At 29.4% G+C, this 14,649-nt stretch carries 15 protein-coding genes; 8 read left to right on the plus strand and 7 right to left on the minus strand.

Going from position 1 to position 14,649, the window contains the following annotated elements:
- Window positions 1–84: 84 nt before the first annotated feature.
- The 3 genes from PLW95_06075 (at window position 85) to PLW95_06085 (ending at window position 1,531) form a co-directional block, all read left to right on the plus strand.
- On the plus strand, window positions 85–273 hold the full coding sequence (locus tag PLW95_06075) for a hypothetical protein (GenBank protein HOV22230.1): 189 nt from the start codon (window positions 85–87) through the stop codon (window positions 271–273).
- 182 nt (window positions 274–455) lie between these two features.
- Window positions 456–620 carry a hypothetical protein gene (locus PLW95_06080; protein HOV22231.1) on the plus strand — a complete coding sequence of 55 codons (165 nt, stop codon included), beginning with the start codon at window positions 456–458 and terminating at the stop codon, window positions 618–620.
- A 14-nt stretch (window positions 621–634) separates the two neighbouring features.
- A complete protein-coding gene (locus PLW95_06085; protein HOV22232.1) occupies window positions 635–1,531 on the plus strand; it encodes a hypothetical protein in 897 nt (298 codons plus the stop codon).
- Window positions 1,532–1,720: 189 nt separating this feature from the next.
- Here PLW95_06085 and PLW95_06090 read toward each other — a convergent pair whose 3' ends face one another.
- The 5 genes from PLW95_06090 to PLW95_06110 all read right to left on the minus strand — a co-directional run bounded on the left by PLW95_06090 (window position 1,721) and on the right by PLW95_06110 (window position 8,514).
- Window positions 1,721–1,906, minus strand: coding sequence for a hypothetical protein (locus PLW95_06090; protein HOV22233.1), 186 nt, complete (start codon window positions 1,904–1,906; stop codon window positions 1,721–1,723).
- 425 nt (window positions 1,907–2,331) lie between these two features.
- A complete protein-coding gene (locus PLW95_06095; protein ID HOV22234.1) occupies window positions 2,332–3,495 on the minus strand; it encodes a Rid family hydrolase in 1,164 nt (387 codons plus the stop codon).
- A gap of 9 nt (window positions 3,496–3,504) precedes the next feature.
- Window positions 3,505–5,640, minus strand: a complete 2,136-nt coding sequence (locus tag PLW95_06100; protein ID HOV22235.1) for a PPC domain-containing protein — start codon at window positions 5,638–5,640, stop codon at window positions 3,505–3,507.
- Window positions 5,627–6,916 (minus strand): DUF1501 domain-containing protein, encoded by a 1,290-nt coding sequence (locus PLW95_06105; protein ID HOV22236.1) that lies wholly within the window; start codon window positions 6,914–6,916, stop codon window positions 5,627–5,629. Before PLW95_06105 ends, PLW95_06100 begins: the two co-directional genes overlap by 14 nt.
- Before the next feature lie 8 nt (window positions 6,917–6,924).
- On the minus strand, window positions 6,925–8,514 hold the full coding sequence (locus tag PLW95_06110) for a DUF1553 domain-containing protein (GenBank protein ID HOV22237.1): 1,590 nt from the start codon (window positions 8,512–8,514) through the stop codon (window positions 6,925–6,927).
- A gap of 146 nt (window positions 8,515–8,660) precedes the next feature.
- Here PLW95_06110 and PLW95_06115 point away from each other — a divergent pair, with 146 nt between their 5' ends.
- The 5 genes from PLW95_06115 (at window position 8,661) to PLW95_06135 (ending at window position 13,012) form a co-directional block, all read left to right on the plus strand.
- Complete coding sequence (locus PLW95_06115; GenBank protein ID HOV22238.1) at window positions 8,661–9,797, plus strand: alanine--glyoxylate aminotransferase family protein; 1,137 nt, start codon at window positions 8,661–8,663, stop codon at window positions 9,795–9,797.
- Between the two features lie 20 nt (window positions 9,798–9,817).
- A complete protein-coding gene (nadC, locus tag PLW95_06120) occupies window positions 9,818–10,681 on the plus strand; it encodes a carboxylating nicotinate-nucleotide diphosphorylase (protein ID HOV22239.1) in 864 nt (287 codons plus the stop codon).
- Window positions 10,682–10,762: 81 nt separating this feature from the next.
- Window positions 10,763–11,542, plus strand: coding sequence for a TatD family hydrolase (locus PLW95_06125; GenBank protein HOV22240.1), 780 nt, complete (start codon window positions 10,763–10,765; stop codon window positions 11,540–11,542).
- Between the two features lie 104 nt (window positions 11,543–11,646).
- Complete coding sequence (locus PLW95_06130; protein HOV22241.1) at window positions 11,647–12,813, plus strand: MiaB/RimO family radical SAM methylthiotransferase; 1,167 nt, start codon at window positions 11,647–11,649, stop codon at window positions 12,811–12,813.
- Between the two features lie 13 nt (window positions 12,814–12,826).
- The gene (locus PLW95_06135) at window positions 12,827–13,012 is read left to right on the plus strand and encodes a hypothetical protein (protein HOV22242.1); all 186 of its coding nucleotides are present in this window, start codon (window positions 12,827–12,829) and stop codon (window positions 13,010–13,012) included.
- On the opposite strand, the gene folE is transcribed toward PLW95_06135, so the two are convergent.
- Window positions 13,001–13,579 (minus strand): GTP cyclohydrolase I FolE, encoded by a 579-nt coding sequence (gene folE, locus PLW95_06140; protein HOV22243.1) that lies wholly within the window; start codon window positions 13,577–13,579, stop codon window positions 13,001–13,003. The two genes, PLW95_06135 and folE, sit on opposite strands and share 12 nt — an antisense overlap.
- Window positions 13,533–14,649: AAA family ATPase (locus PLW95_06145; protein HOV22244.1), on the minus strand; the 1,117-nt coding region annotated here is incomplete at its 5' end. The genes PLW95_06145 and folE, both read right to left, overlap by 47 nt.

A 14,649-nucleotide genomic window follows, 5' to 3' on the forward strand; every position in this document is an offset into this window, starting at 1 on the left:
ATAATACCAGTTGAAACTGTAAAAGATGTCCTTGAAAAAGCATTAATCCAATAAATATGACAAAACAACCATATAAAGAATTTTTTGGAAAGATTTAAAACACTGATAAGTAAAAATCCTCATCTTATTAAAATTACTTTGAGTAATATTTTTACAATGCGACTTATAAGAAATAAAATACATGGAGATTTAGAGGAAATAGCCCTCGCAGAATTTATTAATCAATATATGTATGACTATAAATCTGAACATATTGGAAAGCAAAAATTCTGAGCGAAAGAATTTGAAGAAGATATAAAAATAATTAATGAGATTAACAGAGAGGAATTTTTAATAAGTATAAAGGCATATGGATATGGACCGCTTCAATTATCAACAGATAAAGAGTTTAAAATGTTCCCTGCTTTTCAAAAGGTTTTTGGAACAGAAAATCAATTGAAGGGAACGATAAAATTTTGCAGATTTTAGAAAGCGAAGAATTTTCAGGATTTAATGATTTAAATATTCTGCCTTTAATCTATGATGAAAAAAATAAAAAATGTAACATAATGGTTTTTGATTTAGATAAAGCAAAAAAAGAGAGGGAATATAAGAATAAATTTTGGGAAATATTTGGATAAAAGGAGGTAGGAAAATGCGAAAGGTAATTTGTTTAGTTGGTTTTGTATTGTTATTCTTTGGAGGATTGCATAGAGAATATATTCTTTGGGGTTCTGAAGAGAATATCAAGGAGATTCTCACCATGGAAGAATGGAATAGATACCAGGAATTAACAGGAATACAATCCAAAAAAAAGGAGGTCAGTGGAAAGTACTGGCAGGCAGTAGGGCCAAGTTTTGATGTTGCGAACCCAAAAGATAAAGAGCCAGCACAACTTTACAAGGAAGAACTTGAGAAATACGACAAGATACTTAAGGAGAAATCGAGAGAGTTTTTTGAAATTCTTATTCCACAAAAAGAAAAGATATTTTTGCTTGCAGTCGAGATAGATATAAAAGACTCTGAATCGGCCGGTTGGATCCTTGCTAAAGGTTTTTCGGATATAGAAAGTAATCCTGAAACATTTTTGAAAGCATATGTTTGTTTAAATAAGTATGAAGACAGAATGCAGAGAAAAGAGATGCGAGATTCAATGAGAAATGGAATTTTTTATCTGGTAGATAAATCTACTTTTGAACAGGAAGAAAATAGAATTAGATTTGCCAATAATTTTCTTCTGTCAGAGGGTTCAATTGAGGATAAAAAAATTACTGCGAAGTTCCTCTGGGAAGTATGGAGCGGATTTTTCCCACGGATAGAAAGGATGGAGAACAAGAGCGAAGCATACGAGAAGATGAATCAGCAATCCTTGTCAATCATAGAGACATTGAACTCCATCAAGACAGATATAAAATTGACAGAGGAAGTTAATAAGGTTCTTCAGAATTTCCATGCACATTATTCAAGGAAAGATTTGCCTGTGGAATTCCTGCAAAGTTCTTCAATATCCAATGTCAAGGAAAAGATCGCTCAATCTATGAAAAAGGATTAAAACCTTAAAAAAAATGGGAAGGGTAATATACGATGGGAAAAAGAAGAATGGGAAAGATTAAGAGAATATTTACCGTTTGTATAGTTATTGGGATACTGGGAAGCATTCTCTTTCATGTGGTTGGTATTACCGGTAACATTTCCGCTGACAAGATTAGAAAAACTGAGAATTTTCAAACAAAAGAAAGGACTACTTTAAATAATGTTCAGTAATATCAGCCCTTGAATGCCCCATTTTTTCAGATGTTTCATTAAGGGATTGTTCATAAGTCATACCATTTTCCATATTTTCCTGATGTTGTTCTTGTGCATAATTCCATCTCAACCCGTGAGTCCCGTAATAGTCCTCCTGTAATTGTTGGCATGTTTCCTTCAAATCTTCTCTCCTAAAATCCCGTTTTCTTATAACTATGGATAAGGAGAAAATTATCAAAAACAAGGAGTAGTGTGGATTTAGGATTGTGAATTTGGGTATAGATTTTGAAAGGGGTTAATACTATTTTTACATCAAAGGTGTAATAAAAATCAGCCTCCTCACCTATATCCCTCGGGCGTAGTCCGAAGGCTCGCCCGTTGGGCTATGCCCAGAGGGATCCGTAAGCAAAAAGCGAGGACCCTACGGGCGAGCCTTCTCCCCATTGGGTAGAAGGAACTACCCCCCTCACCCCTTCCCTCTCCCCTTGGGGGAGAGGATAGGTGAGGGGGGAATATTTACTCTATGTATGTTGTCAAATTGGTATTAACTGCATAGTTATTAAAATTTGCGGGATTTTCAGTTATTTTTATTAGAGAAGTGAATTCTTAACAATAGAAAACAGAAGTAGACAGAGGAATTGTTGCAAAGCATTCAATTTCAATTAACCATCCAGGACGACATACAGAAGCATAACAGATAATTAGAGGAGTATTTAAAAATTTTTCTCTAATTTTCTTTTTAACGATTGTATAATCAGATGGGTCTCTAATGTAAACAACCAAAAGTGATATATCACTTAATTTAGCATTTGCTTTTTTTAAAAGTGCATGAACATTTTCAAGACATCTTTCTAATTGCTTTGTAATATTTCCGTAGTATAAAATTTCTCCTTTGTTATTTATACTTGCAGTTCCAGATATTATAATATGTTTCCTGTCTTTATAAGAAATTGCTACTCCTCTTTCAAATGTAACTCCATAAAGATAAGTTGGTCCTAAATATTCCGGTGCAGATAGATATTCAACCTGTTCTTTTGAAATACCTAATATTGAATATGCATCCATAACAACTTTTACATCAGAGTCAAAATATTTCCCTTCAACACCTGTACTTGCAATAAAATGTGTATCTTTTGTTAATCCATTTTGAGCATAAAATTCTCTTCTTGCATCAACAAATTCTTTATAATTTAAATCAATATTCTGTATAAAAAACCATGTTCTAATAACATTATTTAAAAGTGTCATTTTATTTTTTAAAAGAAAATTATTATATTTTTTTAGAACTCCAGTTGTTTGTTCATAAACTGTTTTCCCTTCTGGATAAGTTATACCAGTTGTCAAATTATGAATAATATTTCCCCTTTTGAAAGAAAAATTATTATTTTTTAACTTCTTCTTTGTTTTATTTAATTTATCCTTTATATGATATGACCATAAAGCAACTTTTCCACAAGGACCTGGTGGTTGACAGATATATGAAAGACCACATTTTGAGAAATTGAATAAATTTTTATTTTTTAAATAAATTGCCTGATTGAATAAATCACTGCAATAAAAGCGCTTGAAAACCGATGTTTCTTCATCTAATCCAATATATTTTAATGTTTCTTTATATGCAGTATATACCCACTTAATCTGGTTTTCAAAATTCCCATATTCTTTTGGTATAAAAACTAAATGGTATTCATCAGTACCAGATTTACCACAAAAATGTGAGAAATTTATTATTACAGGAATTTTTGAAATTTCATAAGAATAATTTTCCATAATTTTATTTTAAATAATTTCAAAACTAATAGCAGGTAAAAAGCCAATAGAAACCTTTTCTACTTTTTGAACTGGTTTTTCAGGAGTAGAAGTTTTATTTTCTCTAAAGACCTCAATAATAAGATTATCAGCAAATCCTGACTTTATTTCTTTACCATTTGTTCTTAAATTGAAACTTAAAATCCCATTTTCAATTTTCACATCTTCAATTGAAATTTCTTTTGGTGGTTCCTTTAATTCTAATGATATTTCATCACTTTTGAGTTTTTGTAATGTCTTTACTTTGACATTGACAACACCATCTATTGGAATTTTTAAAATATCTTCATCAATCAATTTAAAGTCAAATTGAGAAATTTTTCCTCTATTTATAACATAACAAAAATTTTTTTCAAAAGGAACTAAATGAAAATAGGCAAATGCCTGCATCATTTCTTCTGCTGGTATAGCAATTCTTTTAACTTCTTTCCCCTCAATAATTGTACTACCTTCTATTTGAATATCAAATGGGTTTTCATAAGGTGCTTTTAAAGATGAAATTGTTATTCTTACATTATCTTTTCCTTTTGGAATTCTTCCCCCATTCAAAATAAAGTTAGGATTAGGTTCTTTTAATGAAATTTTTATTTCCCCATCAAATCCATCTTTCCTGATAGCATAGATATTTAAGATATTATTTCTACCCGCCAAAATGTTTATACTTGAAGGAATAACAAATAGTTTAAAATCAGGTTCTGGATTTTCAATACGAATATAATAAAGATAATTATCTCCTCCATGGTTTTGAATATCTAAAATCTGTAAATAATAATATCCATCCTTTGGAACTACAAAAGAAGTGTATGAATCTGCATTATGAGTGATAAGTCCAAAACTTTTATCTTCATAATCATCATTAAATTTTAATGTTTTTCCAGAATTATCTAAAATACGGATAAAAGAATCTAATGGATAACCAAGTCGTCTACTATAAACATCAAAAATAATTTCTTCCCCTATTTCCCCTTTAAACTTATAAGTATCAATATCCCCTGGTTTTTCAATAATACCTTTTATAATTTGAGGTAATATTATATAATTTGCTTTATTTAACTTATCATTTGGCTCTTTTTCACAAATTTCTGGCAATTTATTTAAAATATCGGAATTTATAACATTTTTAATTTCTTGAAAATTATTTTTAAATGCACTTTTTTCTCCTATAATTAATCTGTAAACAAAGTCCTCTCTTCCACGAAAAAGAGCATCTCTGACTTCTATTATGTATTCTCCATCCTCTTCAACTTCATAAAAAATTATAGGGTCTGGATTAAAATAATAATTATCAGCATAAAATATTTCTTTTCCTTTTGATTTATAAAGAGTTAAAATACCTTGAAACCATCCAGGAACAGCATCTGCCATATAAGGAATAATATCTCTTGCTTTTAATTCAATAAAAAGGAATTGTCCTTTTTTTGCATTAAACCAAAATCTATCAACATCACCGGGCATAATTCTACCATTTACAATAATTGGTAAATCAAGAATATTTTTCTGTTGTTCTATTGGACCATTTGGTTCTTTTTCGTTTATTTCATTAAAGGTATTTACTTCAAAAAAAAGTGGATTTGTAAGTCCTCTTTGTGTTAATAATCTTATTTCATATTTTTTAGGTTCAACATCAGAATCAACTTTCAAATAAATTAGAACTTTTTCTTGAATAGACCTTTTTATTTGAACTCTTTGAATTGGCATTAAAAAAATTTCAAAAATTTTATCTAATTCTTCTGGACTTAAATTTTCCAGATTTTTTAAAAGAGGATTATCTGGAAGTTCAACAATTTCATCTTGACTTAATTTTTTTTCCTGGTAGATACCTTTGTTTTTTCTCTTTAATTCAGAAATTTTTTTTAAAAGATAATTTCTTTGCATGTTGTTTAATACAGGAATATAAATAATTGTTTCTGCCATTATTCCATCTGAGGAACAACATATATCTTTAACACCTCTTAAATTTTGCCCTCCAACTAATATCTGTACAGAACTTCCTTTTTTGCCTCCAGAAGGATAAATATAACCAATTGATGGTTGAGATACACTTTGTGCTATTAAGGTAAAACCAAAAATGAAAATAAAAATAAAAATTGTTTTAATTCCCTTCATTTATTATCTCCTTCAAAATTTCCTTTCCAGTTCCTTTTTCAATTGGTGGTAGAACTCTTATTTCCCCTTTACCTATATCAGGGAAAATTCCTTCTGGGTCAATCCCCAATAAATAATAAATAGTCCCAAGTAAATCCTTTGGATAAACAGGTCTTTCAATAACATATTCTCCTTTTTCATCACTTTTTCCCAAGACAATACCACCTTTAAAACCACCTCCAGCAACTAAAACAGAAAAACAATTTCCATAATGACCACGACCACCATTCCATGGTGGTTCCCATGATATTTTTGGCGTTCTTCCAAATTCACCAGAAACCCATATAATTGTATTTTCAAGTAGTCCTCTTTCAGAAAGGTCTTTTATTAATGCGGAAAGTCCCTGGTCAAGTTCTGGTAATTTTTGTCTCATCTGTTGGAAATGGTTACTATGTGTATCCCATCCAGGATAGTTTATTGTTACATATATTACTCCGTTTTCAATAAGTTTACGCGCCATGAGACATGATTGCCCAAACTTATTTCTTCCATACATATTTCTTAAATCTTCTGGTTCTTTTGATATGTCAAAAATTTTTTTACATTCATTTACAATTTTATATGCTTCTTCTTTACAAGAATCAAAAGATTGAAACTCTTCAAGAGATGCAATTGAACCAAGTGTATCTAATGAATTAAGAAGTTTTGTTCTTCTTAAATTTCTTTCCTCAGATATCCCTTCAACAACAATTCCCTCAACAGCAAAAGGTGTTCTATTAGGGTCCCCTCCTGTAACAAATGGTTTATATTTTTGTCCTAAAAAACCTTCTTCAGAAAAACGTCCCTGAGAAGTTGTTAAAACAATATATGGTGGAATAATTCCTTTATATTCTTTTCCTTTAAAAAATGTAACTGCTGAACCAATACTTGGATATAAAACCCTTTCATCAGAAGAATGTCCTGTTTGCATAATATAAGATGCTGTTTCGTGGGCAGTAATACCATGTGTTATACTTCTTATAATTGAATATTTATCGGCAATTTTAGCAAGATTTGGTAATAACTCATTTATTTCTATTCCTGGAACATTCGTAGGTATTGCTTGAAATGGTCCAGTGTAATCATACCCTGCATTTGGTTTTGGGTCAAAAGTATCAAGATGTGATGGCCCTCCCCATAACCATATCTGAATAACTGCCTTTGCTTTTTTATCAAATGATTTTTCCTCTTCTCCAAATCCCATTAAAGTAAATAGAACATTAAAAACTAAAAAACTAATAAATATTTTATTTTTCATTTTAATTTTCAATGATTGTATAAAAATTCCTTACTATTAATAATTGCCCAAACAATATCTTCTACTCCCTCATTTAAATTAACTTTTCCATCTTGAAAATATTTTTCCAATGTATCAATTTCTGATTGTTCTGGGTATCTTGAAAGTAAAAATAAATATATATTTCTAATTATTTCTTTTCTATTTCCTTTTGTTTCCCTTATAATTCTTTTTAAATATGGACTACTTTTTATTTTCTTTTGTATTTCTGATGAATTCAAAAGATATCTAATTTGGACTTCTGTAATTTTATTTTCTCTTTCAGAAAAAAGTCCTGTATTTCTTGATGGTCTTCCGAACATTTCAAGAAATGGACTTGTAATACTTCCATCTGCAAGAAGAACATTTTTTTGATATTTTGGAATAAAAGTATATGGTTCAGGAATTTGACTGATATATTCTACTCCATCTCCTCCTATATTACACAAGATATCTAATAAAACCTCAGCATCAATTCTTTTGATTTGATAATACGCAAAATATTTTTTTGCCTCTGGGTTATTTGTTTTTGGAATAAATGATTGCTGATATGTTCTTGAATTCAATATAAGACGATAAATATGTTTTAAATCATAATTTGAATTAACAAGTTGCTTTTCAAGATAAATAATAAGTTCGGGATTTGATGGAGGATTATCAGGTCTTATATCATCAACTTCATTTATAATTCCTGTTCCTAAAAGATATGCCCAAATTCTATTAACTATATTTTTGCAAAACCATTGATTTTTCGGATTTATTAAACAGTCAGCAAATACAATTCTTGGGTCAATTCCTGAAGGAATTATTACTTTTTCACCATCAGGAAAAGTGCATTGTATTGTTTCAGATGGTTCAGGATTAAAATATACAATTTCTTCTTTCCATTCAAGTGTATTCTTATAAGAAACTCTTGAAAAAAACTTACTCATTTCATCTTTTGTTTTTTGGGGTAATTTATCAAATCTTACACCCATAAAAGTCAATGCGACCGCAGAAGTTATAGAATATGGGTCTCTTCCCTGTATTGCTCTATAAAAATTTACAGGTGGTGTATAGAAATTACTACCACTTGAAGTAAGTAATTCTCTTACAAACTTATCATAATGTTTGTTTTCTTTTAAAGAATTTAATATCCATTTATGATATGATTGAACTGCATTTGGCCAGAGGTTAATTGGAAATTCTGATTTTACTCTTAAAATATCACACCATTTCATTGACCAATAGTCAGCAAAGTCATCTTTTTCAAGAAGAGCATCAATAAGCAAACTTCTTTTATCTGGGTTTTTATCATTTAGGAAAGAAATAACTTCTTGATTTTCTGGTAATTTTCCAATTAGATCAAGATATACCCTTCTTATAAATACCTCATCAGAACACTCTAATGCAGGTTCAATTCCCTGTTTTTTTAAATTGGAAAAAACATACTTATCAATCTCTGTTTCAGGAATATCCCATGAATTTTTCTCATAAGTGGAAATGATTTTTTCTGAATAAAACAAATTATTTTCTTTTTGAGCAAAACACCCATTTACAATAAAACATATTAAGAGAAAACATATAATTTTAACTTTCATATATTTATATTTGACATAAATAATTATAAAATAGTTTAGGCAATTTAAAAAATTAAAAAATATGATAAAATATTATTAAAATTTCATTTTTAAAAACATAATGTTTCCAAACAAAATTTTTTGATTTTTGATAATGGAGGGGAGAGATGAAAAAGAAAAGATTGTTTACGCCGGGACCAACTTCTGTCCCGGAAGAAATACTTCTTGAAATGGCAAAGCCAATAATGCATCATAGGACAGATGAGTTCAGAGCAATAGTAAAAGATGTTTCTAATGGATTAAAATATATTTTTCAGACAGAAAATAGCGTTTTTATTATCGGTTCATCAGGAACAGGAGCGATGGAAACAGCAATTACAAATGTTTTCTCAAAAGGAGAAAAAATTGCTGTTGTTTGTTGTGGAAAATTTGGAGAAAGGTTTGCAGAAATTGGAAATGTCTACGGACTTAAAATATTGCCGGTTGAAATTGAATGGGGAAAAACATTAAAAGCAGAAGAACTTGAAAAATTACTACGAGAAAATCCAGATATTAGAGGTATTTGCACTCCTTTATGTGAGACATCAACAGGGACTGCTTTTGACATAGAAAATTATGGTAAAGTTATTTCAAAATTTCCTGATGTTATTTTAATTGTTGATGGGGTAAGCAGTGTAGGAGCAATTCCCTGTTATATGGACAAATGGGGAATAGATGTTCTTATTACTGGCTCTCAAAAAGCACTTATGCTTCCACCGGGTCTTTCTTTTATTGCATTAAGTAAAAAAGCATGGGGAAAAACTGAAAATTCAGATATTCCAAAATATTATTTTGATTTGAAAAAATATAAAAAAGCAATTGAAAAAGATGATTTTCCCTTTACAATACCTGTTTCACTTGTTATTGGTTTGAAAAGGTCAGTTGAGTTGTTTCGTGAATATGGACTTGAAAATCTATGGTCATTACATTCAAAAAGAGCAAATGCAACAAGAAAAGGGATTGAAAAAATGAGATTGGAACTTCTGTCTGAAAATCCATCTGATGCAGTTACAGCAATAAAATTACCAGAAGAAATTGATGGAGAGAAATTGGTAAAAAATTTAAGGACTAAATATGGAATATCAGTAGCAGGTGGACAGGACAAGCTTAAAGGGAAAATTATAAGAATTTCTCATTTAGGATATATGGATGAATTTGATGTTTTAACAGCAATAATTGCTGTTGGAATATGCCTTGAGGAAATGGGTTATAAATGCAATTTAGAGGATGGTATAAGAGAAGCAAAACAGGTACTTTTTTCATAAATTTTTTCTCCAGTTATAAAATGGAAAAAGAAGTTGAAAAAATAATAAAAAAGGCAATAAAAGAGGATTTAGGGAAAGGTGATGTTACAACCTCTGCTATTTTCAAAGAGAAATTTCCTGTAAAGGCAATTCTTATTTCAAAAGGTGATGGAATTTTATGTGGTGTGGATATTTTTAAAAATGTCTTTAACATTCTTTCTTCTTCCTTTTCTTTTAATTTTTCCTTCAAAGATGGAGATAAAATAAAAAAGAAAGATATAGTTGGAGAAATTTACGGACCTATAAAAGAGTTATTGATAGGTGAAAGAACTGCTTTAAATTTTCTTCAACATCTATCTGGAATTGCAACTGAAACAAGAAAACTTGTAGAAAGGGCAAAAAATAAAGTAAAAATATACGATACAAGAAAAACAATACCAAATTTAAGGTTATTGGAAAAATATGCAGTAAAAATAGGTGGAGGAGAAAATCATCGTTTTGGTCTTTTTGATATGGTTCTTATAAAAGATAATCATATAAAAGGAGTAATGGAAAAAGAGAAAGTTGATAAAATTTCCGCAATTTCAATTTGTGTCAAAAGAGCAAAAAATTACTGGAAAAACAAAATAAAAATAGAGGTGGAAGTAGAAAATTTCAAACAGGCAATAAGTGCTTACCAAGCAGGAGCAGATATTATAATGTTTGATAATGCGGATAAAAATCAACTGCTTGAATTTAATAAATTTTTAAAAGGAAAAAAGAAAGTTGAAATTGAATGGAGTGGAAATGTTTCTTTAAAAAAAATTGATAAAATAAAAAAATTGCCTGTTGATAGGGTCTCTGCTGGTTATATTACTCATTCTGCAAAAGTTCTTGATTTCTCCTTAAAAATCTCCTCTATTTAGTTTCTGTTAGAGAATTCTGAAAGGTGTAAATTATTGAGGTTCAAACACTTATTAACTTCGTAAGTTAACAAAGGGAAATAAATGAAATATTTTGATACACATTGCCATCTTGACTTCTCTGATTATGATAGTGATAGGGACAAAGTAATAGAAAAAAGTAAAAATGAAGGGATTGAATATATAATAAATGTAGGTGTTAATCTTGAAAGTAGCAAAAAATCAATTAAAATAGCCAGCAGGTATAAATTTATTTTTGTTGGTGTTGGTATTCATCCTTCTGATGTGTATCAATGTAATAAAAAAGATATTTTTGAAATAGAAAAATTGTCAAAAGAGAAAAAAGTTGTGGCAATAGGAGAAATTGGACTTGATTTTTATTACAATAAGGATAATAGAGAAAAACAAACAGAATTTTTTATAACTCAATTAAAAATTGCCTCTGAAAATTCATTACCTGTTATTATCCATCAAAGGGAAAGCAAAGAAGAAATAATTGAAATTTTAGAAAAAATGAATAAAAATTTACCTGAAAAAATTGTTTTTCATTGTTTTGGAGAAGATAATGTTTTTGCTAAATATTGTAAAGAAAAAAATTTCTATATCTCCTTTACAGGGATTATAACTTTTAAAAATGCTAATGGAATAAGAGAAATTGCAAAGGACTTTCCATTAGAAAAAATTATGTCAGAAACGGATAGTCCTTATCTTTCACCGACTCCTTTTAGAGGAAAAAGAAATGAACCATCAAATGTTAGATATATTGTTGAGGAAATTGCCAATCAAAAAAAACAATCCATTGAAGAAGTTTCTAATGTTATTTTTAAAAATTCTGTTACTTTTTTCTCTATCCCATCTTACTGAGATTTAGCGAATAATAGGAATTATGATATTATTTTATTAACTTACCAGGTTTTAATAATTTTATGTCAGTTTTGGTTATTTTTATATATATTGGAGAATATTTTATGGAATTTATTACTTTTGGATGTAAAGTAAATCAATATGAGACACAACTTCTAAAAGAGAATTTTCCTTATATTGATATAATGCCCGATAATGTTTGCGTAATAAATTCTTGTTGTGTTACAAATAAAGTTGAAAAAGAGGTTAAAACAGTTATAAGGAAAAAGTTAAAAAAAGGTAAAAATGTATGGTTAACTGGTTGTTTTGTTAATGAAGAAAAAATCAAATTGTTGTTTCCTTCTATTAAAATTTTTAATAAATTTGAATTTTGTAAAAAAGTAAGAATAATAAAATCATTTAATAATCATACAAGAGGTTTTGTTAAAATTGAAGATGGTTGTGAAAATAATTGTTCCTATTGTATAATCCCTCTTGTCAGAGGAAAAGTTAAATCAAGAGATGAAGAAGAAATTATTGATGAAATTGAGAAATTAACTGAAAATGGTTATAAAGAAATTGTTCTTACTGGAATTGATTTAGGTGCTTATGGAAAAGATAATGGTAAAAAAATTACTACTCTAATTGAAAAAATCTCACAGGTAAAAGATTTGAAAAGGATAAGGTTAAGTTCAATAGAAGCAGTTTATATAAATGAAACACTAATTGACTTTCTTTCTTCTCTTGATATTTTCTGCCCTCATTTTCATATTCCACTTCAAAGCGGTTCTGATAAAATTTTAAGGTTAATGAAAAGAAATTATAACTTATCTCAATATTTAAAAAAAATTGAAGTTATAAAAGAAAAAATTAGAAATGTCACATTTACTACTGATATAATAGTTGGTTTTCCTGGCGAAGAAGAAGATGATTTTAAACAGACATGTAAGGCAATTGGGGAAATTAACTTTTTGAAAGTCCATATTTTCCCTTTTTCACCAAGAGAGGGCACAAAGGCGTATTTTATGGGAAATAAAGTTGATTATAAAGTTAAAAAAGAAAGAGAAAAAGTTCTATCTTATTCAGTTAAAAAAGAAAGAGAAAAAGTTATGAAGAAATTTCTTTTTAGCTCTCTTTCTGTTCTTTTTGAAAAAAAAGAAGAAAATTTATGGACTGGCTATTCAGAAAATTACATTCCATTTTCAGTTATTTCTGATGAAGATATTAAAAATGAAATAGTAAAAGTTATTGGGAAAGAAATTAGAAACGATAAGATTTATGGTATAATTTAAAATATGGGAAAAAATGGAAAAATTTGAAATAGTGAATTTAGTTTCAGGGGTATTACTAATTGTATTAGGATGCTTTTTCACATTTAAACCAAAACTCACATATCAAAAAGAAGGCATCTCTGATATTTTTGCGGTATTTGGAATTATTCTTATGGTTATCGGAGTAGTTTTACTTTTTTCTCCTCTCTTAAATAGATGATGGTCTTCCTGCCATAATAAGGTTAAGTGCTTCACCTCTTGTTCTTAAATCCCTTAAAAATATTCCTCTCATTGCAGATGTAACTATTTTACTTCCTGGTTTTTTAATTCCTCTCATTACCATACATAAATGTTCACCTTCAACAACAACCATAGAACCCTGAGGAGTCAGTACTTTCATTATTGTATCTGCAATTTGATTTGTCATTCTTTCTTGTAGTTGCAGTCGTTTTGTAAAAACATCAACAAGACGAGGTAATTTACTTATACCAACGACTTTTTTACCATCGGGTAAATAAGCAATATGAACTTTACCAAAAAAAGGTAGAAGATGATGTTCACATAAAGAATAAAATGGAATATCTTTCACAAGAACTAATTCATTAAATTCTTCATAGAAAAATTTTCCAATGATTTTTTCCGGGTCCTGTCCCATTCCACTTAAAATTTCTTCATACATTTTTGCAACTCTTTTTGGTGTTTCTTTCAATGAGTTTTTATTTGTATCAATTCCAGCGCCCTCAAGAATCAGTTCCACTCCCTTCTCTATTTTCCTTCTGTCCATCATTTTCTCCTTTTTGTTCCTGCTTTTCAATACCAAGTATTTCATCTATTTCTTCTGATTTTAATGTTTCTTTTTCTAAAAGTGCATTTGCCAATTTATGAAGTTTGTCTAAATTTTCAGTTAAAATGTTAATTGCTTTATTCTCTGCTTCTTCAAGTATCCTTTTAATTTCTTCATCAATTTCTCTTGTTGTAACTTCACTATGTTCCCTCATCTGGACAAGGTCTCTACCAAGAAAAACATTTCCATCATGTCTGAAAATAACAGGACCTAATTTTTCGCTCATACCCCATTCACATACCATCCTTCTTGCTATTTCTGTTGCAACTTTAAGGTCATTTTCACTCCCAGTGAACATTTTCCCAAAAATTAGTTTTTCAGTTGCTCTACCTGCTAATAGTGTACATAAAGAGTTTTTATAATAAATATCCGATTGAATAAATTTATCCTGTTCAGGCAAAATATGAGTAAGTCCTAATGCTCTTCCTCTTGGGATTATTGTAACTTTATGGACAGGATAGACATCTGGTAAACTTTTCTGTAAAAGTGTATGTCCTGCCTCATGATAAGCAATTATTTTTCTTTCTTCATCACTTATTACAAGATTTTTTCTTTCTGTACCCATTAGAACTTTATCTCTTGCTTCTTCAAAATCATTCATATCAATTTTTTCTTTTCCTTTCCTTGCTGCTATTAAAGCAGATTCATTCACTATATTTGCAATATCTGCTCCTGAAAGTCCAGCAGTTGACCTGGCAAGAATTTTAAGGTCAACTGTCTCATCAAGTGGCTTATTTTTTGTATGGACTTTAAAAATTAGTTCTCTTGCTCTTATATCAGGCATATCAACTACAACTGTTCTATCAAATCTACCTGGTCTGGTAAGAGCAGGGTCAAGAACATCTGGTCTATTGGTTGCAGCCATAACTATTATATGTTCATCTGTTTGAAAACCATCCATTTCAACAAGTAATTGATTTAAAGTTTGTTCTCTCTCATCATGTCCTCCGCCAAGCCCGGCAAAACGTTGTCTACCTACTGCATCTATTTCATCAATAAAAATAATACATGGA

It is taken from the genome of bacterium (assembly GCA_035370465.1).
GTDB lineage: Bacteria > Ratteibacteria > UBA8468 > B48-G9 > JAFGKM01 > JAGGVW01.